This window comes from Longispora albida DSM 44784 (genome assembly GCF_000379825.1).
Taxonomy (GTDB): domain Bacteria; phylum Actinomycetota; class Actinomycetes; order Mycobacteriales; family Micromonosporaceae; genus Longispora; species Longispora albida.
Genome location: NZ_KB903825.1, coordinates 753,559 through 778,679, shown reverse-complemented (window position 1 = coordinate 778,679; position 25,121 = coordinate 753,559). Strand labels below are relative to the sequence as shown.

General features: G+C 69.9%; 22 protein-coding genes and 1 rRNA gene. 16 read left to right on the top strand and 7 right to left on the bottom strand.

The annotated features are described in order from the left end of the window. Window positions 1-152: 152 nt before the first annotated feature. The 12 genes from rrf to A3G1_RS0117360 all read left to right on the top strand — a co-directional run bounded on the left by rrf (window position 153) and on the right by A3G1_RS0117360 (window position 12,319). A 5S ribosomal RNA gene (gene rrf, locus A3G1_RS0117420) occupies window positions 153-269 on the top strand. A gap of 123 nt (window positions 270-392) precedes the next feature. Continuing rightward, window positions 393-902, top strand: coding sequence for a Rieske (2Fe-2S) protein (locus tag A3G1_RS0117415; protein ID WP_026212233.1), 510 nt, complete (start codon window positions 393-395; stop codon window positions 900-902). A 21-nt stretch (window positions 903-923) separates the two neighbouring features. Further along, on the top strand, window positions 924-2,927 hold the full coding sequence (gene uvrC / locus A3G1_RS0117410) for an excinuclease ABC subunit UvrC (RefSeq protein ID WP_083936963.1): 2,004 nt from the start codon (window positions 924-926) through the stop codon (window positions 2,925-2,927). After that, window positions 2,924-3,808 carry an RNase adapter RapZ gene (gene rapZ, locus A3G1_RS40120; RefSeq protein WP_018350759.1) on the top strand — a complete coding sequence of 295 codons (885 nt, stop codon included), beginning with the start codon at window positions 2,924-2,926 and terminating at the stop codon, window positions 3,806-3,808. Before uvrC ends, rapZ begins: the two co-directional genes overlap by 4 nt. A 25-nt stretch (window positions 3,809-3,833) precedes the next feature. After that, window positions 3,834-4,829, top strand: a complete 996-nt coding sequence (locus tag A3G1_RS35345; protein WP_051110576.1) for a gluconeogenesis factor YvcK family protein — start codon at window positions 3,834-3,836, stop codon at window positions 4,827-4,829. Next, window positions 4,801-5,787: a DNA-binding protein WhiA gene (whiA, locus tag A3G1_RS0117395; protein ID WP_018350757.1), complete on the top strand. Its 987-nt coding sequence runs from the start codon at window positions 4,801-4,803 to the stop codon at window positions 5,785-5,787. The genes A3G1_RS35345 and whiA overlap by 29 nt, the downstream gene beginning before the upstream one ends. A 344-nt stretch (window positions 5,788-6,131) precedes the next feature. Beyond that, window positions 6,132-7,127 carry a type I glyceraldehyde-3-phosphate dehydrogenase gene (gene gap, locus A3G1_RS0117385; protein ID WP_018350755.1) on the top strand — a complete coding sequence of 332 codons (996 nt, stop codon included), beginning with the start codon at window positions 6,132-6,134 and terminating at the stop codon, window positions 7,125-7,127. Between the two features lie 4 nt (window positions 7,128-7,131). Next, a complete protein-coding gene (locus tag A3G1_RS0117380; protein WP_018350754.1) occupies window positions 7,132-8,313 on the top strand; it encodes a phosphoglycerate kinase in 1,182 nt (393 codons plus the stop codon). Continuing rightward, window positions 8,306-9,091: a triose-phosphate isomerase gene (gene tpiA, locus A3G1_RS0117375; RefSeq protein ID WP_018350753.1), complete on the top strand. Its 786-nt coding sequence runs from the start codon at window positions 8,306-8,308 to the stop codon at window positions 9,089-9,091. The genes A3G1_RS0117380 and tpiA overlap by 8 nt, the downstream gene beginning before the upstream one ends. Window positions 9,092-9,387: 296 nt before the next feature. Further along, window positions 9,388-11,079, top strand: a complete 1,692-nt coding sequence (locus tag A3G1_RS0117370; RefSeq protein ID WP_018350752.1) for an ABC transporter substrate-binding protein — start codon at window positions 9,388-9,390, stop codon at window positions 11,077-11,079. A 159-nt stretch (window positions 11,080-11,238) separates the two neighbouring features. Next, window positions 11,239-11,481 (top strand): preprotein translocase subunit SecG, encoded by a 243-nt coding sequence (gene secG / locus A3G1_RS0117365; protein WP_018350751.1) that lies wholly within the window; start codon window positions 11,239-11,241, stop codon window positions 11,479-11,481. A gap of 484 nt (window positions 11,482-11,965) precedes the next feature. Beyond that, a complete protein-coding gene (locus A3G1_RS0117360) occupies window positions 11,966-12,319 on the top strand; it encodes an RNA polymerase-binding protein RbpA (protein WP_026212232.1) in 354 nt (117 codons plus the stop codon). 832 nt (window positions 12,320-13,151) lie between these two features. Here A3G1_RS0117360 and pgl read toward each other — a convergent pair. The 6 genes from pgl to tkt form a co-directional block, all read right to left on the bottom strand. Further along, window positions 13,152-13,922: a 6-phosphogluconolactonase gene (gene pgl, locus A3G1_RS0117355; protein ID WP_018350749.1), complete on the bottom strand. Its 771-nt coding sequence runs from the start codon at window positions 13,920-13,922 to the stop codon at window positions 13,152-13,154. 193 nt (window positions 13,923-14,115) lie between these two features. Then, a complete protein-coding gene (locus A3G1_RS0117350; protein WP_018350748.1) occupies window positions 14,116-15,093 on the bottom strand; it encodes a glucose-6-phosphate dehydrogenase assembly protein OpcA in 978 nt (325 codons plus the stop codon). A gap of 22 nt (window positions 15,094-15,115) precedes the next feature. Next, a complete protein-coding gene (gene zwf / locus A3G1_RS0117345) occupies window positions 15,116-16,633 on the bottom strand; it encodes a glucose-6-phosphate dehydrogenase (RefSeq protein WP_018350747.1) in 1,518 nt (505 codons plus the stop codon). Then, a complete protein-coding gene (locus A3G1_RS0117340) occupies window positions 16,630-18,204 on the bottom strand; it encodes a hypothetical protein (RefSeq protein ID WP_018350746.1) in 1,575 nt (524 codons plus the stop codon). Before A3G1_RS0117340 ends, zwf begins: the two co-directional genes overlap by 4 nt. Further along, a complete protein-coding gene (gene tal, locus A3G1_RS0117335; RefSeq protein ID WP_018350745.1) occupies window positions 18,201-19,277 on the bottom strand; it encodes a transaldolase in 1,077 nt (358 codons plus the stop codon). Before tal ends, A3G1_RS0117340 begins: the two co-directional genes overlap by 4 nt. Before the next feature lie 4 nt (window positions 19,278-19,281). After that, entirely contained in the window at window positions 19,282-21,339 is a 2,058-nt protein-coding gene (tkt, locus tag A3G1_RS0117330; RefSeq protein ID WP_018350744.1) for a transketolase, read from the bottom strand. A 228-nt stretch (window positions 21,340-21,567) separates the two neighbouring features. Between tkt and A3G1_RS0117325 the strand changes: the two genes are divergently transcribed. The 4 genes from A3G1_RS0117325 to A3G1_RS0117310 all read left to right on the top strand — a co-directional run bounded on the left by A3G1_RS0117325 (window position 21,568) and on the right by A3G1_RS0117310 (window position 24,773). Continuing rightward, complete coding sequence (locus tag A3G1_RS0117325; RefSeq protein ID WP_157641206.1) at window positions 21,568-22,503, top strand: heme o synthase; 936 nt, start codon at window positions 21,568-21,570, stop codon at window positions 22,501-22,503. 112 nt (window positions 22,504-22,615) lie between these two features. Further along, window positions 22,616-22,954 carry a hypothetical protein gene (locus A3G1_RS0117320; RefSeq protein WP_026212230.1) on the top strand — a complete coding sequence of 113 codons (339 nt, stop codon included), beginning with the start codon at window positions 22,616-22,618 and terminating at the stop codon, window positions 22,952-22,954. Window positions 22,955-23,063: 109 nt separating this feature from the next. Then, window positions 23,064-23,894 carry an ATP-grasp domain-containing protein gene (locus A3G1_RS0117315; RefSeq protein ID WP_018350741.1) on the top strand — a complete coding sequence of 277 codons (831 nt, stop codon included), beginning with the start codon at window positions 23,064-23,066 and terminating at the stop codon, window positions 23,892-23,894. Between the two features lie 87 nt (window positions 23,895-23,981). After that, entirely contained in the window at window positions 23,982-24,773 is a 792-nt protein-coding gene (locus A3G1_RS0117310) for an alpha/beta hydrolase (RefSeq protein ID WP_018350740.1), read from the top strand. Between the two features lie 92 nt (window positions 24,774-24,865). On the opposite strand, the gene A3G1_RS0117305 is transcribed toward A3G1_RS0117310, so the two are convergent. Continuing rightward, a complete protein-coding gene (locus A3G1_RS0117305; RefSeq protein ID WP_018350739.1) occupies window positions 24,866-25,057 on the bottom strand; it encodes a hypothetical protein in 192 nt (63 codons plus the stop codon). Window positions 25,058-25,121: the final 64 nt, after the last annotated feature.

Here is a 25,121-nt window from a genome sequence, read left to right as displayed (position 1 = left end):
TGACTGGTACTAATAGGCCGAGTGGCTTACCCAGCACCGCAATCAAGAATGTTTCGCGTCCACTATCCGGTTCTGGAAAAACAACCACCAAACCATCGGGGTTCACCAGCAGGTGAGAACCCGGACCAGGTTTGGGGTTGGTTCCGCAGGGTTACGGCGGTCATAGCGAAGGGGAAACGCCCGGTAACATTCCGAACCCGGAAGCTAAGCCCTTCAGCGCCGATGGTACTGCCCCGGGGACGGGGTGGGAGAGTAGGACACCGCCGGACATACATTCAGAAGCAGGCCCGACCACAATGTGGTCGGGCCTGCTTCTGTTGTGCCTGGAGACTTCCTGAGAGGTGTGTAAGAAGGCTGGGCAGCTGGTACTGGGAGGCGGCATGCTGTGAGGCATGACTGAGACGAGTGCTGGGCTTGCGATGACTGGTGGTGGACTGTGCCGGCGGGCGGTGCTGGTGGGTACCGGGGCGCTGGGGGCGGCTGCCGTGCTCGCGGGGTGCGGCGGGTCCGACGACAAGAAGAACGGTGCTCAGGACTCTGGTAACGCGGGGAATGGCGGGCAGGCGACGCCGCCGGCCGGGGGTGGCTCGACGCCGGGCGCGACGGGGGGTACCGGTGGTGGCCAGGCGCTGGCGAAGGTTTCCGAGGTGCCGGTCGGTGGCGGGAAGCTGGTGGGCAATGTGCTGCTCGTACAGCCGCAGGCCGGTGTTATCAAGGCTTTCAGTGCCCGGTGCACGCACCAGGGGACCATTGTGGATCCGCCGTCGGGTGGGCTGATTGTCTGCCCGAATCACGGTTCGACGTTCAAGGCCGAGGACGGTTCGCTGGTCAAGGGGCCGGCGACCAAGGGGCTGAACCCGGTACAGGTGAAGGTCACCGGGGACGAGATCGCCAGGGCGTGAGGACGGAGCTAGTCTCGTACGGTGCCGGAATCCGCGACCGTTCTGCCTTATCGTCCTGCTCCGGGGACGATCCCCACGTCTCCGGGGGTGTACCGGTTCTTCGATCCGGGCGACCGGGTGATCTACGTCGGCAAGGCGAAGAACCTGCGGAGCAGGCTCAGCTCGTACTTCGCTGATCCGGCCACGCTGCATCCCCGTACGTACCAGATGGTCACCACGGCCTGCCGGGTCGAGTGGGTCGTGGTGAGCACCGAGGTCGAGGCGCTGCAGCTGGAGTACGCCTGGATCAAGGAGTTCGACCCCCGGTTCAACGTGCGGTACCGGGACGACAAGACGTATCCCTACCTCGCGGTGACGCTGGACGAGGAGTATCCGCGGCTGCTGGTGCTGCGGGAGGCGAAGCGTAAGGGCGTCAGGTACTTCGGGCCGTACTCGCACGCCTGGGCGATCCGGGAGACGCTGGACCTGCTGCTGCGGGTGTTCCCGGCGCGGACGTGCTCGAAGGGCGTGTTCGCGCGGGCGGCGAAGATCGACCGGCCGTGCCTGCTCGGGTACATCGGGAAGTGTTCCGCGCCGTGTGTGGGGCGGGTGAGCGCCGCCGAGCACCGGGAGATCGTCGAGGACTTCTGCGACTTCATGGCCGGCAAGTCGGATGTGATGATCCGGCGGCTGGAGCGGGAGATGGCCGAGGCCGCGGAGGAGCTGGAGTTCGAGCGGGCGGCCCGGCTGCGGGACGATGTGACGGCGCTCAGGAAGGCGATGGAGAAGCAGGCTGTCGTCTTCGACGAGGCGACGGATGCTGATGTCGTCGCGTTCGCCGAGGACCCGCTGCAGGCTTCGGTGCAGGTGTTCCACGTGCGGGCTGGGCGCGTGCGGGGGCAGCGGGGCTGGATCGTCGAGAAGGTCGAGGACCTGGAGCCGGGTGCGCTGGTGCACCAGTTCTGTACCCAGGTGTACGGCGATGGGAGCGAGCCGCCGCGTGAGGTGCTGGTGCCGGAGCTGCCGGGTGACGCTGACGCGCTGGCTGACTGGCTGTCGGGGTTGCGTGGCTCACGGGTACAGCTGAAGATTCCGCAGCGGGGGGACAAGCGTGCGCTGCTGGAGACGGTGACCAGGAACGCTGAGCAGGCCCTGGCCCAGCACAAGCTGAAGCGGGCCGGGGATCTGAGCCTGCGGGGCAAGGCACTGGAGGAGCTGACGACGGCGCTGGAGCTGGACAGCGCGCCGCTGCGGGTCGAGTGCTACGACGTGTCGCAGCTCCAGGGCACGGATGTCGTGGCGAGCATGGTCGTCTTCGAGGACGGTGTGCCGAGGAAGAGTGAGTACCGGCGGTTCATTATTCGCGGGGCTACGGATGATCTTTCGGCGATGGGTGAGGTGCTGCGGCGGCGGTTCACGCAGAAGCAGGAGAGCAAGGGGTTCGTGTATCCGCCGAATCTGATTGTGGTGGATGGTGGTGCGCCTCAGGTCGGGGCGGCCGCGACCACGCTTGCTGGGCTGGAGATCACCGATGTGGCTGTGGTGGGCCTCGCGAAGCGGCTGGAAGAGGTGTGGCTGCCGGACGACGAGTTCCCGGTGATCCTGCCCCGGACGTCCGAGGGGCTGTATCTGCTGCAGCGGCTGCGGGACGAGGCGCACCGGTTCGCGATCACCTTCCACCGTGAGCGGCGGTCGAAGCGGATGACGGCCTCGGCGCTGGACGACGTGGCCGGGCTGGGGGAGATCCGGAAGAAGGCGCTCCTGAAGCGGTTCGGATCGTTGAAGAAGCTGGCGGCCGCGAGCCTGGCCGAGATCTCCGAAGTGCCGGGGATCGGGCCGAGGACCGCCGAGGCCGTGCTGGCGGCCCTTGCGGGGGCGGGGCAGACTAGCGCGGTGGCCCAGCCCGCTGGGTCAGGGGGTGCTGGTGAGCAGTCCGGCCCGGCAGGGGACACTGGCGAATCGGACAGTACCGGCGTTATTCCGGACATCGGCGCTGTGCAGGACATGAGCGTGGTGCAGGGCGTTACTCGTGAGGGGGAGCAGTGACTGCGGAGGGTTCCGGCCGGGGAGACCTGGACCTGGTGATCGTCACCGGCGTGTCTGGCGGCGGGCGCAGTACTGTGGCCCGGGCGCTGGAGAACGTCGGGTACTACGTGGTGGACAACCTGCCGCAGACGATGCTGGTCCCGATGGCCGAGCTGGCTTTCGAGGCTGGTGAGCCCGCCCGGCGGACGGGCATGGTGCTCGACGTGCGGAGCAGGGCTTTCTCCACCGATCTGTCCGGTGCCGTGCGGGATCTGCGGGAGCGTGGTTTCCGGCCGAAGGTCGTGTTCGTGGACGCCGACCCGGACGTCCTGGTCCGCCGGTTCGAGAACGTGCGGCGTTCCCACCCGCTGCAGGGCGAGGGGCGGCTGTCCGACGGGATCGAGGCGGAGCAGAAGCTGCTGGCGGAGGCACGCGAGCAGGCCGACGTGCTGATCGATACCAGTCATCTGAACGTGAACCAGCTGCGGGCGCGCGTGGAGGAGCTGTTCGCGACTCCGGAGGCGCGGCAGCTGGTGGTGACCGTGCTGTCGTTCGGGTTCAAGTACGGGCTGCCGGTGGACGCCGACTTCGTGCTGGACGCGCGCTTCCTGCCGAACCCGTTCTGGGTGCCGGAGCTGCGGGAGCGTACCGGGCGGGAGTCCGCCGTGAGCGACTACGTGCTGGGGCAGCCGGGGGCTTCGTCCTTTGTGGATGACTACGTACGCCTGCTGCTGGGCACGATGGCCGGGTTCGAGCGGGAGGCGAAGCGGTACATCACCGTGGGGGTCGGCTGCACGGGCGGCAAGCACCGCAGCGTCGCGATCTCCGAGGAGCTGGCGCAGCGGCTGCGCAGCGCCGGCGTCTCGGCACACGCTCAGCATCGTGACCTGGGGCGCGAGTGAGCAGCCGGGGGCAGGCCTGGGTGAGGTGGCGCCGGTGAAGGTAGTCGCGTTCGGTGGCGGGCACGGGCTCGGCGCCGCGTTGCGGGCACTGCGGGAGATCCAGCCCAGTCTCGGGCTGGAGATCACCGCCGTCGTGACGGTCGCTGACGACGGCGGGTCCTCGGGGCGGTTACGTGCCGAGCGTGGTGCGCTGCCTCCTGGCGACCTGCGGCAGGCGCTGGCCGCGCTGTCCGGCGAGGACCGGCTGCTCACGGCTGAGCTGTTGCAGCACCGCTTCGTCGGTACTGATCCGCTGGCAGGCCATGCCGTGGGGAACCTGGTACTCGTTGGGCTGATGGAGCTGCTGGGCGATCCAGTGGCCGCGCTGGACCACGCGGGGGAACTGCTGGAGACGTGCGGGCGCGTGCTGCCGATGGCGCGGGCGCCACTGGCGATCGAGGCGGACGTCTCCGGGCTGGAACCGGGGCGGCTCGTCACGGTCCGCGGGCAGCACGAGGTGGCCGTGACCCCGGGGAACGTGGAGGTCGTCCGGCTCGTTCCGCCGGCACCTCCGGCGTGTGCCGAGGCGCTCGCGGCGGTACGGGACGCCGACTGGCTGGTGTTCGGGCCGGGGTCGTGGTTCACGAGCCTGATCCCGCACCTGCTGGTACCCGAGTTACGCGCGGCCATCGCAGCCAGTGACGCACGCCGCCTCGTGACGTTGAACCTGGCAGCCGAGAAGGAAACAGCGGGGCTGTCCCTGGCGGACCACCTCGCGACTTTGACGTCTTACATGCCGGAGCTGCGGGTGGATGTGGTCCTCGCCGACGACCGGGCCGTGGGTAACCCCGGCCCGGTGGCCGACGCTGCCACCCGGCTCGGCGCCAGCCTGGTCCTCGCGCCGGTCGCGATGGCCGACGGCACACCCCGGCACGACCCGGCCGCGTTCGGCGCGGCACTGCACCCGATCCTGGGCCGCCAGCCGGCCCGAAGCACACGAGGTGGACGACGCGATGGCGATGACAGCCGCGGTCAAGGATGAGCTCAGCCGTGTTGACGTACCCAAGCCCTGCTGCCGCAAGGCCGAGATGGCCGCGCTGCTGCGGTTCGCCGGTGGCCTGCACATCGTCAGCGGCCGGGTGGTCGTCGAGGCCGAGCTGGACACGGGCGCTGTAGCCCGGCGGCTGCGCCGCGACATCGCGGAGGTGTACGGGTACCCGAGTGAGATCCACGTGCTCGCCAGCGGTGGCCTGCGCAAGGGCAGCCACTACATCGTGCGGGTCGTGAAGGACGGCGAGCCGCTGGCCCGGCAGACGGGCCTGCTGGACGTGCGGGGGCGCCCGGTACGCGGCCTGCCGCCGCACGTGGTGTCGGCGGGCGTGTGCTGCGCGATCGCGGCGTGGCGGGGTGCCTTCCTGGCCCACGGTTCGCTGACGGAGCCCGGCCGGTCGTGCGCGCTGGAGATCACGTGCCCGGGGCCGGAGTCGGCGCTGGCGCTGGTCGGCGCCGCGCGGCGGATCGGCGTGTCCGCGAAGGCCCGCGAGGTGCGGGGCGTCGACCGGGTCGTGGTCAAGGACGGCGACGCGATCGGCATCCTGCTGACCCGGCTGGGCGCGCACAGCTCGGTGCTGTCCTGGGAGGAGCGGCGGGTCCGCCGGGAGGTGCGGGCGACCGCGAACCGCCTGGCGAACTTCGACGACGCGAACCTCCGCCGCTCGGCGCGGGCAGCTGTCGCGGCCGCGGCCCGGGTGACGCGGGCGATGGAGATCCTGGAGAACGACTCGCCGAACCACCTGCTGGCGGCCGGAAGGCTCAGGCTCGACCACCGGCAGGCCTCCCTGGAGGAACTGGGGGCGCTGGCCGACCCGCCGCTGACCAAGGACGCGATCGCCGGGCGGATCAGGCGGCTGCTGGCCCTGGCCGACAAGCGGGCCCGTGACCTGGGGATCCCGGACACCGAGTCGGCTGTGACGCCGGAGATGCTCGCCGCCGAGGTCTGATCCTCCACTGTCGACGGCCGTCCGGGTTGCTCCGGGTGGCCGTCGTCTGGGTTGGGGGCCTGCTCGGGCGGTGAGTGCCGCAGGGTGGGCGGGGGCGAGGAGCCGGGTACAAAATTAAGGTTTGTTTTTGGTTTGTGGTAGGGCAATTCGGTGTTGGGGGCCGGAACTTCCGCAAAATTTGCGTGGCGTTGACCCGCGCGTGACCGCACGGCTGGTTCCGATAGGGTCGGGGTGTTCGGCGACGAGGCCGGGACGCAGATCCCCGGCCACACCGTCTCGGCCGGGGCATTCATGGCGATCGCCGGCGGCTACCCGCCGGCACAGCGGCGAGGGGATGGAAACCTGTGACTATCCGGGTTGGCATCAATGGATTTGGCCGGATCGGCCGTAACTTCTTCCGCGCGGTGCTCGCGTCGGGCGCGGACATCGAGGTCGTCGCGGTCAACGACCTGGGCGACGTCGCGACGACCGCGCACCTGCTCAAGTACGACAGCATCCTCGGCCGGCTGGGCCTGGAGGTCAAGGCCTCCGCTGACGAGATCACCGTGGGTGGCAAGACCTTCAAGGTCTTCGCCGAGCGCGACCCGCAGAACCTCGACTGGGCCTCCGTCGGCGCCGACATCGTGATCGAGTCGACCGGCTTCTTCACCGACGCGACCAAGGCCAAGGCCCACGTCGACAAGGGCGCCAAGAAGGTCATCATCTCGGCTCCGGCCAAGAACGAGGACATCACGATCGTGATGGGCGTCAACCACGAGCTGTACGACGCCGGGAAGCACACGATCATCTCGAACGCTTCCTGCACCACCAACTGCCTCGCGCCGATGGCGAAGGTCCTGCACGACACGATCGGCATCAAGCAGGGCCTGATGACGACGATCCACGCGTACACCCAGGACCAGAACCTGCAGGACGGCCCGCACTCCGACCTGCGCCGCGCCCGGGCAGCCGCGCTGAACATCGTCCCGACCGGTACCGGTGCGGCCAAGGCCATCGGCCTGGTCCTGCCGGAGCTGAAGGGCAAGCTGGACGGCTTCGCGCTGCGGGTGCCGATCCCGACCGGCTCCGCCACCGACCTGACCTTCACCGCTGCCCGTGAGACCAGCGTCGAAGAGGTCAACGCCGCGATCAAGGCCGCTGCCGAGGGCCCGCTCAAGGGCATCCTGGTCTACACCGAGGACCCGATCGTGTCCTCCGACATCGTCACCGACCCGGCCTCCTGCATCTTCGACGCCGGCCTGACCAAGGTCATCGGCGACCAGGTGAAGGTCGTCGGCTGGTACGACAACGAGTGGGGCTACTCCAACCGCCTCGTCGACCTGGTGAAGATGGTCGGCTAGAACGATGAAGACCCTCGATGACCTGCTCAGCGAGGGCGTGACGGGTCGGCGCGTCCTGGTACGCGCCGACCTTAACGTTCCTCTGGACGGCGACAAGATCACCGACGACGGCCGGATCCGTGCCGTGCTGCCGACCGTGACGGCGCTGCTGTCGGCGGGTGCCCGCGTGGTGCTCGCCTCCCACCTGGGCCGCCCCAAGGGCGAGCCGGACGCCAAGTTCTCCCTGAAGCCCGTCGCGCGGCGGCTGTCGGAGCTGCTGGGCAAGCCCGTCACGTTCGCTGAGGACACTGTGGGGGCTTCGGCGGCCACGGCGGTTGGCGAGCTGGGCGACGGGCAGGTGGCGCTGCTGGAGAACCTGCGGTTCAACGCGGGGGAGACCAGCAAGGACGACGCCGTGCGTGGCGCGTTCGCCGCGGAGCTGGCCGCGCTGGCCGACGTCTATGTGGACGACGCGTTCGGTGCTGTGCACCGCAAGCACGCGAGTGTGTACGACGTGGCGCGGCTGATCCCGGCCTACGCCGGTGGGCTCGTGCTGCGCGAGGTCGAGGTGCTGCGGAAGCTGACCGGGGAGCCGGAGCGGCCCTACGTGGTCGTGCTCGGCGGATCCAAGGTCTCCGACAAGCTCGCCGTCATCTCCAGCCTGCTGCCGAAGGTGGACAAGCTGCTGGTCGGCGGCGGGATGTTCTTCACCTTCCTCAAGGCGCAGGGGCACGAGATCGGCGCATCGCTGCTGGAGGAGGACCAGCTCGACGCGTGCCGGGAGCTGCTCGCGACCGGCAAGGTCGTGCTGCCGGCGGATGTCGTGATCGCTGACCGGTTCGCCGCTGACGCCGCGACGAAGACCGTCCCGGTGGACGGCATCGAGGCCGGCTGGCTGGGCCTGGACATCGGGCCGGAGTCGGGTGCGGCGTTCGCCGCGGAGGTACTGGCCGCGAAGACCGTGTTCTGGAACGGGCCGATGGGCGTGTTCGAGCTCGCGCCGTTCGCCGCCGGTACCCGGGCCGTCGCCGAGGCACTGACCAAGATGGACGGTCTCGGTGTCGTGGGCGGCGGCGACTCGGCTGCCGCGGTACGGGCGCTCGGCCTCGACGAGACGGCCTTCGGGCACATCTCGACGGGCGGCGGCGCCTCGCTGGAGTACCTGGAAGGCAAGAAGCTGCCCGGTCTGGAGGCCCTGGATGTCTAGCCGCAAGCCGCTCATCGCCGGTAACTGGAAGATGAACCTCAACCACCTCGAGGCCATCGCACTGACCCAGAAGCTCGCGTTCAGCCTCACGGACAAGCAGCTGGAGGCCGTCGAGGTCGCCGTGCTGCCGCCCTTTGTGGACATTCGCAGCGTGCAGACCCTGATCGACGGCGACAAGCTCCTGATCGTCCACGGCGCCCAGGACCTGTCACCGTTCGACTCCGGCGCCTACACCGGTGACGTGTCGGGTGCGATGCTGGCCAAGCTCGGCTGCACGTACGTGACGGTCGGGCACTCGGAGCGCCGCGAGTACCACAACGAGGACGACGCGGTCGTCGGCAGCAAGGTCAAGGCCGCGCTCAAGCACGGGATCACGCCGATCCTGTGCGTCGGCGAGGGCCTCGACATCCGCGAGACCGGCAGCCACGTCGCGCACTGCACGGCGCAGCTGGAGGCGGCTCTCGACGGGGTCACGGCTGCGCAGGCCGCGGGTCTTGTCGTCGCCTACGAGCCGATCTGGGCGATCGGCACCGGCCGCACGGCCACTCCGGACGACGCGCAGGAAGTGATCGGCGCGCTGCGGGCCAAGCTCGCGGAGCTGTACGACGCGGACACGGCCGCCAGGACCCGGATCCTGTACGGCGGCTCGGTGAAGGGCGCCAACATCGCCGGCATCATGGCGAAGGCTGACATCGACGGTGCTCTCGTCGGCGGCGCGAGCCTCGACGCCGAGGACTTCGTGAAGATCTGCCGGTTCCCGGAGCACGTGACCGTCTGAGGACGGAACGTTCCCGGTACCGGGGTTGGCTGACGACGGGGGCCTGTCAGGACAACCTGTGTAAGTAATTCACCGTTGGTGATCGCCCGGCGGCACGGAGCCGCCGGGCGATCACGATTCGGGGCAGGTCGCCGGGGTGGGTTCTCTCCACCCCGTTCCTGCCCCTAGAGTGTTGCGAGCGGGCCGTTCCGCCGCGCCTGAAGACCCCAGAACCACCCCCGAGGATGACGATGCACCACGGCACCCCTCTCACGGGCCAGCGGCGTCGTGCGCGCCGCGCGACGTTAGCCGCGTTCATGGCCGCGGCTGTCGGGCTGACTTCGGCGTGCACACCTGACGGTGAGAAGGCGAGCCCAGCGCCGCTGACCCCGAAGGCCGGCGGCACGCTGAACCTGATCCTGCGCGGGCAGCTGGACCACCTCGACCCGACCGAGGTGTACCTGACCTCGGCGATGAACGTCAGCCGCCTGATCAACCGGACGCTGGTCACGTTCAAGGACGCGCCGGGGACGGAGGGCTCCGAGATCGCGCCGGACCTGGCGACGGACCTGGGGCGCACGCCGGACGGCGGCAAGACGTGGGAGTTCACCCTGAAGAAGGGTGTGGCCTGGGAGGACGGCACCCCGGTCACGTGCGCGCACGTGAAGTACGGGATCGAGCGGCGGTTCGCGGCCGAGTACAAGAACGGGCCGAGCTACCCGAAGGACTACCTGGCGGACACAGCTGGCTACAAGGGGCCGTACGTCGGCAAGAACAACAACGGCAAGGGCCTGACCTCGATCGAGTGCCCGGGCGGTGAGCTGGTCCGGTTCAAGCTCAAGTTCCCGATCGGGGACTTCCCCTACACGCTGACGATGCCGGTGTGGGCGCCGATCCCGCCAGAGAAGGACATCAACCGCAAGGACATGGACATCCGGCCGTTCGCGAACGGCCCGTACAAGGTGGCCCAGTCCTTCGACGGCAAGGGCGGCCCGCTGATCCTGGACCGCAACCCGCACTGGAACCCGAGCACGGACAGCGTCCGCAAGGCGTACCCGGACAAGATCCAGCTGATCATCCGGGAGAACCAGGACGAAGAGGTCACCGACGAGCTGATCAAGGACCAGGGCGAGGCGAAGAACTCGATCGCCCTCCAGCTCGACGCCACCCCGAACTTCGTCCAGCAGATCGTCAACGACCCTGAGCTGTCCAAGCGGGCGGTCACGGGCGCCGTGCCGGGTACCAGCTACATGGCGATCAACATGAGCAAGGTGCCGGACATCCGCTGCCGTCAGGCGCTGGTCATGGCGTTCAACAAGCGCCGGTTCCGGGCGACGATCGGCGGTTCGATCTTCGGCGAGTACGCGACGACGATGATCCCGCCGGACCTCAAGGCGCACAAGAAGTTCGACGTGCACGGGGTGAACGCGTACGAGGAAGGCAACCCGGAGAAGGCCCGCGCCCTGATGGAGCAGGCGGCCAAGGACGGCAAGCCGTGCGCGAAGACCCTGACCGTCAACTTCCAGGACACGAAGAAGTGGCAGCGGGCGATGGCGACCGTCGTCGAGTCGTTCGCGCTCATCGACATCACCCTCGAGCTCAAGCCGCTCGCCGCCCGGACGTACTACGTCGAGGCCGGCGTGCAGCAGAAGCAGGGTGACCTGACCTTCGCCTCCTGGCTGCCCGACTGGTCGAACGGTTCCAGCGTCATCCAGCCGAACTTCGACGGCCGGCTCATCCCCAAGGACAAGACCCAGACCGGCAACCTGAACTTCGCGCAGCTCAACGATCCCGAGATCAACAAGCGGATCGACGCGGCGATGGCCGAGCCGAACCTGGACAAGCAGTACGTGATGTGGGGCGAGCTGGACGAGGAGATCCAGAAGCGCGCCCCGATCATCCCGGTCTACCACCCGAAGATCCTCCGGCTGCACGGCAGCAAGGTGCACAACGCCTTCCTGCACCCAGCCTGGGGCGAAGCGGACATCTCCGCGATGTGGATCGGGTAGGGCTGCACGAGCAGGTGGTTGTTGAGCCCGGAGCGTGGCTACGGGTTTTCCCGGACTGGGTGGTTTTCGTTATCTCGGCCGGGGTAGAGGGGCCAGGGCTGGCCGGTTATCCTTGACCCCGGCCCCGGCCTGGTCATTATCGAGAGGACATCCCCTGAGATGGCGTACGTATTCGTCAGCGTGCTGATCATCACCAGCATTCTGCTGACCCTGCTCATCCTGCTGCACCGCGGCAAGGGTGGTGGCCTGTCCACGATGTTCGGCGGCGGCGCTGCCAGCAGCCTGACCGGGTCCTCGGTGGCGGAGAAGAACCTCGACCGGTACACGATCCTGGCCGGCCTGCTCTGGATCGCCTCGATCATCGGCCTCGGCCTCCTGCTGAAGGCCAACTCCGGCGCCTAGCCGCCGGGTTCCGTCCGGCCCGTCTGAGGGTTCAAGATCAAAATCTTTGATCGTGTACCTGCTGCCCGAAGCTGATCCTGTCGTCAGGCACGCCGGTGTCCACATCGGAGTTTCCCGCCGCACCCGGATTGTGGAGTCCAGTTCGGACGGACACAAGCCCCTGAGCTGCGGCGGAAGCCGGGCCCGGCGGCGTCGCAGGCGGCAGCCCAGCGCCGGTGGGGAAGCCGCCGGCGGCGGAGCGTAATTCGGGGGCCTCGGGGCGTACTCATTCGGCCCAGGTTGTCCTAGACTCATGCGCGCGGTCCAATACGGACCGCGCGCACGTGTTTCCGCTGTGTCGTGACGTTGCGGCCCTGGCGGGGCATGGGTGATGCTCCGGCCTCCCGAACAGCCTGGTCAGACGGGGGTGCACGGACCAGGCCCGCCCGGCAGGCACCAGCACCGCCCCGACGCTGTGTCGTACCCCCCGACGACAGGAGCAGCCGTGGCAAGTGGCAATGCGATCCGAGGCACCCGGGTGGGCTCCGGCCCGATGAGCCTGGCCGAACGAGGCCAGCCAGCCCCCCGGCACCGGGTGCAGTATTGGTGTGCGAACGGGCACGAGACCCAGGCGGCCTTCTCCGCCGAGGTCCCGGAGCCCGAGACCTGGGACTGCCCGCGGTGCGGGCTGCCCGCCGGACAGGACCGGCTCAACCCGCCTGGACGGCAGCGCATCGAACCGTACAAGACGCACCTGGCGTACGTGAAGGAACGGCGCAGCGACGCCGAGGGCGAGCTCATCCTCGCCGAGGCGCTGGCCCGCCTCCAGGCGAACCGGGCGGCCCAGTTCGGCTCGTGAGGCTGGTGGGTTCGCGGGCATTGCGTCCTGGGCTGGTGGGCTCGTTGGGTCGCAGGCTGATGGGCTGGGTGTGGTTGATGGTTGTGGTGGAGGGCCCGGTCGTGTGTGCGCGGCCGGGCACTTTGCTGTCTGGGGCTCTCTGGTGGGGCGTGGAAGCCGGGGCTGGACGGGCTGCGTGAGGCTGGACGTGGGGCCATGGGGTTGGGCTGCCGTCCTGAGACGGAACGCGGTAGCGCTGGGGGCTGGGGCTGCCTGAGGCTGGAGGGTGGGCCTTGTGGAGGTCTGGCTGGGCTGACTGCGTAAAGCTGGACGGGGTCGTTGCTGGGACCGGCCGGGGCTGACAGCCTGAAGCTGGACAGGGATCCTTACGCGTGCCGGCAGGGTCGGTGTGGGGCGGCGGGGCACGCAACCTGCCTGGTTGCGTGAAGCTGGTCCAGAATGCCGAGTTCGCCGCCCGAACCCACGGTCGGCGGTTGCCCGAACCGTGAGCTGGCGGTTGCCCGAACCGTGAGCTGGGCGGCCGTCCGGAACGTGAGCTGGACGCTCCGAAACCCACGCTGGACGGCTGAGCAAGGCGGAGCGCCTGCGGAGCAGGGCGCTGCCCGCGGAGCGGGCAGTGAGCCCTGCGGAGCGGGCGCGTGGCGGGAGCGCGGAGCGTTCCGGCGGTTTCGCGCCCGGCAGGGCGCCGGAGCACGGCGCGAAGCACCGGGCGTGGTGTGAGCCCGTGAGGGCTGGTCGTGAGAGGGCGGAGCGGAGCGGCCCTCTCGCCGCCAGCCGGAACTCGCCGGAACCGTCCAGCCCGGTATCAGCCCGTGAGCGGCCCAGGCCTCGATCAGGCGTGCAGGCTCCGGTACCGGGGCTCCAGCGCCGCAGCGGCCTCCCGATCCAGCAGCCACAACGTCCGGCCAGTCGCCGTCACTCCCGCCGCCGGTACCTGCACAGGCCCAGCCCCCCGCACCGCCATGTCCACGGCGGCTGCCTTCCCGGTACCGGCCGCGATCAGCCAGACGTCCTCGGCGGTGTTGATGGCGGGCAGCGTCAGGCTGATCCGGGTGGACGGGGGCTTCGGCGCGCCTCGTACCGCCACCACTGGCCGCCGATCGTGCACGGCAGGCAGCCCGGGGAACACCGACGCGACATGCCCGTCCTCGCCGACCCCGAGCAGCAGCACGTCGAAGTGGGGTAGTTCCTGGTGCCCAGGCCCCGCAGCCTCCGCCAGCTCAGCCGCGTACCGCGCAGCCGCAGCCTCCGGGTCGCCCCCGTCCGGCCCGTCAGCCGCCGGCATGGCGTGCACCCGGGCCGGGTCGAGCGGCAGCAAATCCAGCAGTACTTCCCGGGCCTGGGTCTCGTTGCGTTCCGGGTCGCCGGCCGGGAGGAAGCGCTCGTCGCCCCACCAGATGCCGACCCGCCCCCAGTCGATGGCCTCCCTGGCCGGGCTGTCCCGGACCGCCGCGTACACGGCTGCGGCCACCCGGCCGCCGGTCAGCACCACCTCGGCGCTGCCGCGTTCCGCCTGGGCGTCGATGATCCGCGTGATCAGCCGGGCCGCCACGGCCTGGGCGAGGATGCCCTGATCGCCGTGCACGACAACGCTGGTCGTCATCCCAGTCCCTTCTGGACGGCCACGCCGGCCGTCATCCTCAGCTCTTCGCCCAACCCGAACCCGACTCCACCAGCCCAGCCAAATCCACCGGCCGGCTCAAACCCGCCAGCCCAGCCCAGCCCCCGACCCCAGGCTCACCCAGCCCACCGGCTCAAAACCAGAGCCAGAGCCCAAGACCAAACCCGAGCCAGCCCTAGACCAGAGCCTCCGGCTGCTCCGACACCGCCGGGTCATGCCAGATGTGTACCCGCATCGCCGCCCGCTCGTTCAGCCCTTCCAGCCCGTACGCCGCCTCCAGCGCCGCAGCGTACGGCTGGTCGGCGTCGATCCGGCGCAGTTCCTCCGCGAGTTCCTCGCCGAGCGGCCGGGGGAGGAGCGGCAGTACCCGGTCCGGGTATCCCGTCCGGCGGAGTGCCGCCATCCCGCCGTGGCGTTCCAGGGCGAGCTCCCCGCCGTTCTCCAGCGAGATGGTGACCGACTCCAGGGCTTCGGCTGGCCGGATCGTCGCGCCGACGCCGAGCCTCGCCCGGAGCCAGCCCGCCAGCAGCTTCGCCCCGGGATCATCCACCGGTGCGCCGATGACGACGCTCTTCGCCGGTGCCGGTACGGCCTCGTAGGCTCCCGCGATCAGCGTCCGCCACGGCGTGAGCCGGGTCCACACCAGATCCGTGTCGCCGGGCGCGTAGTCGTCCGCCCGCTGCTGCAACGCCGTCGCCGGTGCCGTGGCCTGGGAGACGTCCGTGATCCGGCGGTCGGCCACCACGCCCAGCGGGTCGTAGGCGATACCTTCCGGCGGCTCGCAGTGCCACCACGTCACCACTGGCACGTCCGGGGCGAGCAGCGGCATGGCGACCGACTCGGCGTGCAGGGCGAGCCGCCCGTGCATCCGCATCACGATCGCCTCGCACGGCCCGAGCCGCCCGCCGACCACGATCTCCGCGTCGAGCCGGGACTCCGGGTTCAGCACGTCCCTGCGGACGATGATCAGGAGCCGGCACGGGTGCTGCTGCGAGGCGATCATCGCGGCGGCCTCCGCCTCGCGGACGTGCTTCTCGTCCACGACGGCGATCAGGGTCAGGGCCAGGCCGCTGGTCAGCCCGCCGGCGCTCCGGCGTTCGGCGGCCAGCGCCTTGATCACCTCTACCCCGGTGGTGTCCCACAACGCGATCATCGGCCAGCCCCCCTGGTGCTGCTCATGCCCGTCTCCAGTGCCGGCCGGTCCTGGCCAGCATCTCGTCGGCGGCGCGCGGCCCCCACTCGCCGGCCCGGTACGGCAGCGGCTTGCCTCCGGCCCAGAACTCCTCCAGCGGGTCGATCACCCGCCACGAGGCCTCGACCTCCGCCGAGTCCGGGAACAGCGTCTTGTCGCCGATCAGCACGTCGAGCACGAGCCGCTCGTACGCCTCCGGCGAGGACTCCGTGAACGTCTCCCCGTACTGGAAGTCCATCGCGATGTCCCGCAGTTCCATCGCCGTGCCCGGTACCTTCGAGCCGAACTTGAGCATCACGCCCTCGTCCGGCTGGACGCGGATCACCAGCTGGTTGTTGCCGAGCATCTCCACGTCCGCGGAGTCGAACGGCAGGTGCGGGGCCTTCTTGAACAGCACGGCGATCTCGGTGACCCGCCGGGGCAGCCGCTTGCCCGTCCGCATGTAGAACGGCACGCCGGCCCAGCGCCGGTTCTGGATGCCGAGCCGCACCGCCGCGTACGTCTCTGTCGTGGAGTCCGGCGGCACGTTCTCCTCGTCGTGGTACGACGGCACACGCTGCCCGGCGACCCACCCCTGGGCGTACTGCCCCCGGATCGCGTTCTCCGCCAGGTTCTCCGGGAGCGTGATCGCCCGGAGTACCTTCAGCTTCTCCGTCCGGATCTCCTCCGAGTCGAAGCTGGTCGGCTCCTCCATCGCCGTGAGCGCGAGCAGCTGCAGCAGGTGGTTCTGGAGCACGTCCCGCGCGGCGCCCGCCGAGTCGTAGAACCCGGCCCGCGACCCGATGCCGACATCCTCCGCCATCGTGATCTGCACCGAGTCGACGTAGTGCGAGTTCCACACCGGCTCGAACAGCGCGTTGGCGAACCGCAACGCCAGGATGTTCTGGACGGTCTCTTTCCCCAGATAGTGATCGATCCGGAAGACGTCAGACCCGGTGAAGACGTCATCCACCAGGCCGTTCAGTGCCTTGGCCGACTCCAGGTCGTTACCGAACGGCTTCTCGACGACGACCCGCCGCCAGCCACCCGAGACCTTGTTGTCCGCCATCCCGGTCCGCTCCAGCTGCTTCAGCACAGTCGGGAACGCCGGTGGCGGGATGGACAGGTAGAACGCCGCGTTACCCGGAATCCCGTGCGTCGCCCGCAGCTCGTCCAGAGTGGACGCCAGCTGGTCGAAGGCCGCGTCGTCGTCGAAGGACCCGCCCACGAACTTGATGTTCCCGACGAGCCGTGACCACACCTCGTCCCGCCACGGGGTCCGGGCGTGCTGCTGGGCGGCCCGGCGCGCCACGTCCTCGAACTCGCCGTCGCCCCAGTCCCGCCGGGCGAAGCCGAGCACGACGAAGCCCGGGGGCAGCAGCCCCCGGTTCGCCAGGTCGTAGACGGCGGGGATCAGCTTCTTCCTCGACAGGTCCCCGGTCACACCGAAGATCACCAGAGCGCAGGGCTCCGGGATCCTCGGCAGCCGCCGGTCCTGGGGGTCACGGAGCAGATTGGTCAACGCAGTGCCGCCAGCAGCTCAGCCAGGCCAGCGGCCCGGTCGGTCAGATGCAGATGGAGTACCGGGCGGCCGCGTTCGGTCAGCGCCCGCCGGTCACCAGCCGCCTGGGCTGCCTGGAGCTCGGCGAAGGAGTAGTCCCGGCCCTCGATCGGCAGGTCGGCGGTCACATCTCCCGTGATCTGGAGGAACACTCCGTCCGCTGGCCCGCCCTTGTGGTACTGGCCGGTCGAGTGCAGGAACCTCGGCCCCCACCCGAACGTCACCGGCCGCCCCGTCTTCTCCGCGAGCACCTGGCGCAGCTCGGCGGCCCGCGCGTCGGCGTGCCGGTCGAGGTACGCCATCACGGCCAGGTAGCCGCGCTCGCCAATGCCGGCCAGCAGGTCGCGCAACGCCGCGGAGAGGTCACTCCGCCCGCCGTACAAGGAAATGGCGCCCTGGACGCCCGACGGCGCGTCAGTCGGCAGTCCTTCCTGGAGGATCCGGGACGTGATGTCCTTGCTCTCCTGGACGTTGGGCTGGTCGAAGGGGTCGATGCCGAGCAGCCGCCCGACGATGGCCGTGGCGAACTCCCAGGCCAGGAACTGCGCGCCGAGCCCGCCGGACACGCTCACGTCCGGCGCGACCCCGCCACCGGGGATGAACCCGGCGGACATCGCGCCGCCGACAGTGCACAGCAGCACGTCGTCCGACCCGCCCACCGTGGCGGACGGGTTCTCCAGCACCACGGGAAGGATCCCGGTGCCGTGCTTGCCGGTCGACTCGGCGATCAGCTGCTCGATCCAGTCGCCGAGCCCGGTGATCCCGCTGCCGTCGTCCGCGATCGCCAGCTTGTCCTTACCGGCCAGCGCCGCAGCCCCCAGCACCGCACCGAGCGCTGTCGCCGGCCCGTCCGGGTCGGGCAGGGTCTTGTGCAGCTCGGCGGCCTCGTCGAGCAGCTCGCCGACGTTCACGCCCGCCAGAGCCGACGGCACGAGCCCGAAAGCTGTCAGAGCCGAGTACCGCCCGCCGACGGCCGGGTCGGCCAGGAAGATCTCCCGCGCGCCGACTTCCCTGGCTGTCGCCTCCAGCGGCGAGCCGGGGTCGGTGACCACGACGAGCTGCCGGGCCGGGTCGAGCCCGGCGGCCAGGTACGCCCGGCGGTGGCTGTCGGTCTCCAGCGTCCCGCCGGACTTGCTCGACACCACCAGCACCGTCTTGTCGAGCCGGTCGGCCATCGCCGCCCGGACCTGCTGCGGATCGGTGGTGTCCACAGTGGTCAGCTCGAGCCCGAGCGTCTTGCAGATCACCTCCGGGGCGAGCGAGGAGCCGCCCATCCCGGCCAGCACCACGTGGGTCAGCCCCTCGGCGCGCAGCTGCTCGCGCAGCGTGCCCAGCCGGGGAAGCAGCTCCCGTGAGGCTTCGAGCACGTTGAGCCAGCCGAGCCGGATCCCGGCCTCGTGCTCGGCTTCCGGGCCCCACAGGGTCGGGTCGCCCGCCGCCAGCAGCGCGGGCACGTCATCGGAGGTGAGGGCGGCGAGCGTGGCCGCCGCGTCGACTGTGCTGCGGACGCTCAGCCCGCCGCCCGTGATCACCTGGCGGCCTTGAGCTGGGCTTCGACGCTGGCCAGCAGCTCCGCCCAGCTGGCTTCGAACTTGGCGACCCCGTCGCGTTCGAGGAACGCCACGACGTCGTCGTAGTCGGAGATCTGGTCCATGACCTGCTTCGCCGACGCGTACTCACCGGTGATCGTGTCCGGCTGGGTCACGCCGTGGTCGGCGAAGGCGTTCATCGTCGCCTCGGGCATGGTGTTCACGGTACCGGGGGCGACCAGCTCCTCGACGTACAGCACGTCCGAGTAGGCCGGATTCTTCACGCCCGTCGACGCCCACAGTGGCCGCTGCGGCCGGGCGCCGGCGTCGGCGAGTGCCTGCCAGCGCTTCGAGGAGAACACCTCCTCGTACGCCTGGTACGCCAGCCGCGCGTTGGCCACCGCGGCCTTGCCGTTCAGCGGGGACGCGCCGAGCCGCTTGTCGATCTCGGTGTCCACCCGGGACACGAAGAACGAGGCCACGCTCTCGATCTTCGACACGTCGTGCCCGTTGGCCTTCGCCTGCTCCAGCCCGGACAGGTACGCGTCCATCACGCCCTTGTACCGCTCGAGGCTGAAGATCAGCGTCACGTTGACCGAGATGCCGGCCGCCAGGGTCGCCGTGATCGCGGGCAGCCCCTCCAGCGTGGCCGGGATCTTGATGAACAGGTTCTCCCGGTCCACCAGCCACCACAGGCCCTTGGCCTCGGCGATCGTCTCGGCCGTCTTGTGCGCGAGCCGCGGGTCGACCTCGATCGACACCCGGCCGTCCAGCCCGCCGCTGGCGTCGAACGCCGGGCGCATCACGTCACAGGCCCACCGCACGTCGTACGTGGTCAGCATCCTGGCGGCCTCCTCCACGGAGACGCCCCGCACCGCCAGGTCCCTGATCTGCTCGTCGTAGGCGTGCCCCTCGGACAGCGCCTTGGCGAAGATGGTCGGGTTGCTGGTCACGCCGGAGACGTGCTTCTCCCGGCGCAGCCGGTCGAGGTCACCGGAAGCCAGCCGCTCCCGGGACAGGTCGTCGAGCCACACCGCGACCCCGGCCCCGGTCAGCTCTGCCAGACGGTCAGTCATCTCGTTACCCCCTCACCCGGTCCAGCGACTTGCGCGCCGCGGCCACGACGTTGTCCACGGTGAAGCCGAACTCCTCCATGAGCCGCTGGTACGGCGCGCTGGCGCCGAAGTGCTCCAGGCTCACCGAGACGCCGAGGTCGCCGACGAGGTCACGCCACGGCATCGCGATCCCGGCCTCCACGCTGACCCGGGCCCGCACGGCCGGCGGGATCACGTGGTTGCGGTACTCGACCGGCTGCGCGTCGAACCACTCGCGGCACGGCATCGACACGACCCGCGCGGAGACGCCCTCCTCGGCCAGCTTCGCCCTGGCCCCCAGCGCGAGCTGTACCTCAGAGCCGGTCGCCATGATCACGACATCGGTGCCGTCGGCCAGCACGTACCCGCCCTTGTCGGCGTCCTCAACGTCGGAGGCCGCGAGCACCGGCACGTTCTGCCGGGTGAGCGCCAGCGCCGTCGGCCGGTCGGTGTGCTCCAGCGCCTTGCGCCACGCGATCGCGGTCTCGTTGGCGTCCGCCGGGCGGACCACGTCCAGCCCCGGGATGGCGCGCAGCGCGGCCAGGTGCTCGACCGGCTGGTGGGTCGGGCCGTCCTCGCCGAGGCCGACCGAGTCGTGCGTCCACACGTAGACGACCGGGACCTTCATCAGCGCGGCGAGCCGGACAGCCGGGCGCATGTAGTCGCTGAACACGAGGAACGTGCCGCCGTACGGCCGCGTCCCGCCGTGCAGGGCGATGCCGTTGAGGATCGCGCCCATCGCGTGCTCACGGATGCCGAAGTGCAGCGTGCGGCCGTACTCGTGCCCGGGGAAGGCCTTCGTCGCGTACTCGGCGGGGATGAACGACGGCTCGCCCTCGATCGTCGTGTTGTTGCTCTCCGCCAGGTCGGCCGAGCCGCCCCACAGCTCCGGCAGCGCCGGGCCGATCGCGTTGAGGACCTTGCCGGACGCCGCCCGGGTCGCCATGCCCTTCACGTCGGCAGGGAACTCCGGCAGCCGCGACTCCCAGCCCAGCGGCAGCCTGCGCTCGCTGACCCGGTCGAACAGGTCCTTGCGGTCGGGGTTGGCCGAGGCCCACGCGTCGAACGCGACCTGCCAGCCGGCCCGCACCAGGTTCGCCCGGTCCTGGACGGCCCGGGTGTGCGCCAGCACGTCCTCGCCGACGGCGAAGGACTGCTCGGGGTCGAAGCCGAGCAGCTTCTTCGTCGCGGCGGCCTCCTCGGCGCCGAGCGCCGACCCGTGGATCTTGCCGGTGTTCTGCTTGTTCGGGGCCGGCCAGCCGATGATCGTCCGCAGCGCGATGAACGAGGGCTTGCCCGTCTCCGCCTTCGCGTTCTCCAGCGCCTCGGCCAGGGCCGCGATGTCCTCGGCGTAGTCGCCGGTCCGCGTCCAGTCCACCCGCTGCACGTGCCAGCCGTACGCCTCGTAGCGCTGGCACACGTTCTCCGACAGCGCGATCCGGGTGTCGTCCTCGATCGAGATCTGGTTGTCGTCGTAGAGGACGGTCAGGTTGCCCAGCTTCTGGTGCCCGGCGAGGGCGCTGGCCTCGTGGGTGATGCCCTCCTCGATGTCACCGTCGGAGGCGAAGCACCAGATGTTGTGGTCGAACGGGCTCGTACCGGGCTCGGCCTCCGGGTCGAACAGGCCGCGCTCGCGGCGGGCGGCCATCGCCATGCCGACAGCGTTGGCCAGGCCCTGGCCGAGCGGGCCGGTCGTCGTCTCCACGCCGCGGGTGTGCCCGTGCTCGGGGTGGCCCGGGGTGAGCGAGCCCCACTGGCGCAGGTGCTCCAGGTCCTGGAGCGTCAGGCCGTAGCCGGACAGGTACAGCTGAATGTAGAGCGTGAGCGACGAATGCCCGCAGGAGAGGACGAAGCGGTCACGCCCCGCCCAGCCCGGGTCGGAGGGGTCATGCCGCATGACCTTCTGAAACAGCAGGTAGGCGGCGGGGGCCAGGCTCATGGCGGTACCGGGGTGGCCGTTGCCAGCCCGTTCCACCGAGTCGATCGCCAGCACCCGAGTCGTGTCGACCGCCCGGCGGTCGAGGTCGGACCAGTCCAGAGTCACGATTGCGCAGCCCCTCAGGATCAAAAAGAACGTCTGGGTTGACCCTACCCACCTGTCGTAATCGGCGAGCGGGGAACCGGCCGGTCACCACCGTGCGGGACACCGCCGGCCCGCCGTGCCGGCCGTCACCGGAGTGGCTGGCCACAGAGTCCCACCCCGGGCCTGGGCTGTACTGGTCGCGGGCATACCCTGTTCTACGTTTTGTAGACAGACTCGGAGGGTGGCCATATTCCGGTGAGCACCGTCGCCGAACGCCCGACCACAGCCACCGAGCGGGCCACCGCCTCGCCGCTGGCGGTCATCCGGTCCTATGTCGCGCTGACCAAGCCGCGGATCGTCGAGCTTCTCCTGATCACCACGGTTCCGGCCATGATCCTGGCCGAGCGCGGCATGCCGTCGCTGTGGCTGATCGTGGCGACCGTGGTCGGCGGGGCGCTCGCCGCCGGCAGCGCGAACGTGCTGAACTGCTGGTACGACCGCGACATCGACCAGCTGATGAAGCGCACGTCCACCCGGCCGCTGGTCACCCACACGATCAGCTCCCGCAGCGCGCTGACCTTCGGCCTGGTGCTGGGCGTGGTGTCCACAGTGCTCATGGCGGTCACGACGAACCTGCTGGCCACGCTGCTCACCGTCGGCGCGAACTTCTACTACGCCGTCATCTACACGATGTGGCTCAAGCGCACGACCCCGCACAACACGGTGCTGGGCGGGATCTGCGGCGCGGCTCCCGTGCTGATCGGCTGGGCCGCGGTCACCGGTTCGCTGTCGTGGAGCGCGTGGCTGCTGTTCGCGGTCATGTTCCTCTGGCAGCCGCCGCACTTCTGGGCGCTGGCCATCAAGTTCAAGGACGACTACGCCGCGGCCGGGATTCCCATGCTGCCGGTGGTCGCCTCCGAGAAGCGGGTCGCGGTCGAGAGCCTGGTCTACACGGGTCTCATGGTGGCTGCGTCGCTCGCGCTCTGGCCGGTGGCCAGCCTTTCCTGGGTGTACCTGGGGGCCGCGATCCTGGCTGGCATCCTCATGGGCCGAGAGGCGATCCTGCTGTACCTGGCTGCCCGGCGCGGCTCCGACCTCAAGCCGATGCGGCTGTTCCACTGGTCGATCACGTACGTGACGGTGCTTTTCGTGGCCGTAGCTGTTGACGCATTGCTGACAGCCTGATCCGACAGTTCCGGATACGTCCTGATTTACTACCCTCGATGGAAGTAAGCATTGTCACAGTCTCGGGGCGATGTTAAGCGCGGGTAAGCAGAAGGTGCCTACTGTGGTGGGCATGGCTGACGCATCGACTGCTCCCGCAACGGAGCCGGACAGTACCAGCACCCTCGAAGTCCCCAGCGGCCTCGTCGCCGGGATCGAGGAGTTCAAGGAAGCCCACGACGGGGCCAGCGCGGTGATCGAGTACGTGGGCCGTAAGGGAGCCCGCATCGTCCTCGTCGGAGAGGACGGCTCCTGGGGAGACCAGTTCGCCCCGGCCACCGACGTCGCCCGTGAGGCCTGCAACCTGGCCGGTGTCTCGATCCTCTCCTCCTGGGAGCGCGAGATCAGCGACCGGATGCGGGGCGGCTCCAAGCTGCTGAGGGCGATGCGGCGCAGCGTCTTCGCCCGCTAGCCACCCGTCTGCACGTCACCGCCAGTTCACTTCTCTTCCAGGCCCGTTCCCGGACTCCTCCGGGGGCGGGCCTGACACGTTCCGGTGATATACCACTAGGCTTCCGGGCATGATCCGAATCGCCTTCGCGACCTGCGCCGAGCTGCCCGACCTGGACGAGGACGAGCGGCTGGCCGTGGTACCCCTCGCCGAGCTGGGCCTGGAGGTCGTCCCGGCCGTCTGGGACGACCCGGCTGTCGACTGGGACTCGTTCGGCCTGACCGTCATCCGCTCGACCTGGGACTACGCCGCGCGCCGCGACGAGTTCCTGGCCTGGGCGCACCGGGTGCCCAACCTGCTGAACCCGGCCGCGATGATCGAGGCGAACACCGACAAGCGGTACCTGGCCGACCTGCCGGTGGCCACCGTGCCGACCACGTTCCTGGCGCCCGGCGACGCCTTCGATGTACCGGACGGCGACTACGTCCTCAAGCCCGCCATCAGCGCGGGCAGCAAGGACACCGGCAAGTACGGGCCAGCCGACCGTGAGCTCGCCGTCGCCCACGTGGCCCGGCTGCACGAGGCGGGCCGGACGGTGATGGTGCAGCCGTACCTGCCGGCCGTCGACGGCCACGGCGAGACCGCGCTGCTCTACTTCAACGGCGCGTTCAGCCACGCGATCCGCAAGGGCGCGCTGCTGGACGGCCCGGACCTCGGCGACGTCGGCCTGTACAAGGTCGAGGAGATCACGCCGCGTGTGCCGTCCGCAGCCGAGCTGGCGGTGGGGGACAAGCTGGTCGCCTCGCTGGACAACCCGCTCTACGCCCGCGTGGACCTGATCCCCGGCCCGGACGGCGAGCCGCTGCTGGTGGAGCTGGAACTGACCGAGCCGTCGATCTTCCTCGGCTACGCGGAGGCCGCGCCGGTCACCTTCGCCCGGGCCGTGGCCGCCCGGCTCTGACGCCGTCGCGATGGGGCCGGTCACATCCTGGCTGCTTTACCGGCCCCACATATTGACCTTGCACCGGACCGCATCTAAACAGGACCGATGAAACGTGCACTGACAGCTATCGCACTGATCGGCCTGCTCGCCGGGTGCACGGAGCCGGCCGCGGCCCCGAAGTCCCAGCAGCAGACGCAGCCCCAGACCCAGTCCACCCTGCCCGACGCGCACGGCAGCCAGCCGCCGAAGCCCGCGGACCGGTCGGGAGCCCTGCCAGGGCACGCCTTCGCCGGCTGTGTCACCTCGGCGGACGGCGCGCCGATCGAGGGCGTCAAGGGCGCGACGATGGGCAAGGGCACCAGGGCCGTCGTCTTCTCCAACACCGCCGACGGCAACGGCTGCGACTGGGTGGCCTACGGCAAGGAGCTGACCGCCAAGGGGTACCAGGTCGCGGTCTGGAACTACGGCTCCAAGGACAACATGGAGCGCGTCGCCGAACTCAAGTTGATCATCGGCAAGCTCCGGGCGGGCGGCGCCCAGAAGATCGTGCTGGCCGGCGGCTCCCGTGGCGCGTGCCTCTCGGTGATCGTCGCGGCCGAGACGGACCCGGCCGTGCAGGGTGTGGCCGCCCTGAGCTGCGCCAAGGTGTACAACCGCGACAACCCGGTCGAGATGGCGCCCTACGTCGCGAAGCTGAAGGTGCCAGCCTTCTACGCGCACGGTGAGAAGGACGGCACCCCGCTGGTCAGCGAGGTCCGGGCCGAGTTCAACGCGATCACGGCCCCCGGCAAGAAGCTCGTGATCGTCCCGGGCAGCGGTGCCCACGGCGACCTCCTGCTCGGCGCGGGCACCGTGAAGGCCGACCTGACGGCCTTCTTCGACCGCGTCACCGCCTGACGCTCCACGAACGACGGCCCAGCCCCGGTGTACCCGGGACTGGGCCGCTGTCTCATGTGCGGGACGCCCTCCGCGCCGCCCTGCACTGCCGGTCACATGCAGAAGCAGCTGTCGTCCCAGAAGTCGGCGCTGGCCGTCTGCTGGACGTAGTGCGGGCCTTCGGCCAGGTTGCTCTGGACGGCGGCCACCGGGCTGGGCTCAGCCGAGGCGGCGGCGGGCAGGACGAGCGCGCCGGCCAGCGCGGCGATCCCGGCAGCGGCGGCCAGGCGCGTGAAGATACGCATCGGGTTCTCCTTCACAGTGGATGGTGACGGGGCAAGCCTAGGGGCGGCGGGCCTGGCCCGCCGC

Bases quoted from the DNA above. Each gene is read 5' to 3' on its own strand.
- A3G1_RS0117305 (WP_018350739.1), bottom strand. From the start codon at position 25,057: ATGCGTATCTTCACGCGCCTGGCCGCCGCTGCCGGGATCGCCGCGCTG.
- A3G1_RS0117310 (WP_018350740.1), top strand. From the start codon at position 23,982: ATGAAACGTGCACTGACAGCTATCGCACTGATCGGCCTGCTCGCCGGG.
- tal (WP_018350745.1), bottom strand. From the start codon at position 19,277: ATGACTGACCGTCTGGCAGAGCTGACCGGGGCCGGGGTCGCGGTGTGG.
- whiA (WP_018350757.1), top strand. From the start codon at position 4,801: ATGGCGATGACAGCCGCGGTCAAGGATGAGCTCAGCCGTGTTGACGTA.
- secG (WP_018350751.1), top strand. From the start codon at position 11,239: ATGGCGTACGTATTCGTCAGCGTGCTGATCATCACCAGCATTCTGCTG.
- A3G1_RS0117415 (WP_026212233.1), top strand. From the start codon at position 393: ATGACTGAGACGAGTGCTGGGCTTGCGATGACTGGTGGTGGACTGTGC.
- A3G1_RS0117350 (WP_018350748.1), bottom strand. From the start codon at position 15,093: ATGATCGCGTTGTGGGACACCACCGGGGTAGAGGTGATCAAGGCGCTG.
- pgl (WP_018350749.1), bottom strand. From the start codon at position 13,922: ATGACGACCAGCGTTGTCGTGCACGGCGATCAGGGCATCCTCGCCCAG.
- tpiA (WP_018350753.1), top strand. From the start codon at position 8,306: ATGTCTAGCCGCAAGCCGCTCATCGCCGGTAACTGGAAGATGAACCTC.
- A3G1_RS0117370 (WP_018350752.1), top strand. From the start codon at position 9,388: ATGGCCGCGGCTGTCGGGCTGACTTCGGCGTGCACACCTGACGGTGAG.
- A3G1_RS0117380 (WP_018350754.1), top strand. From the start codon at position 7,132: ATGAAGACCCTCGATGACCTGCTCAGCGAGGGCGTGACGGGTCGGCGC.
- A3G1_RS0117320 (WP_026212230.1), top strand. From the start codon at position 22,616: ATGGCTGACGCATCGACTGCTCCCGCAACGGAGCCGGACAGTACCAGC.
- A3G1_RS0117315 (WP_018350741.1), top strand. From the start codon at position 23,064: ATGATCCGAATCGCCTTCGCGACCTGCGCCGAGCTGCCCGACCTGGAC.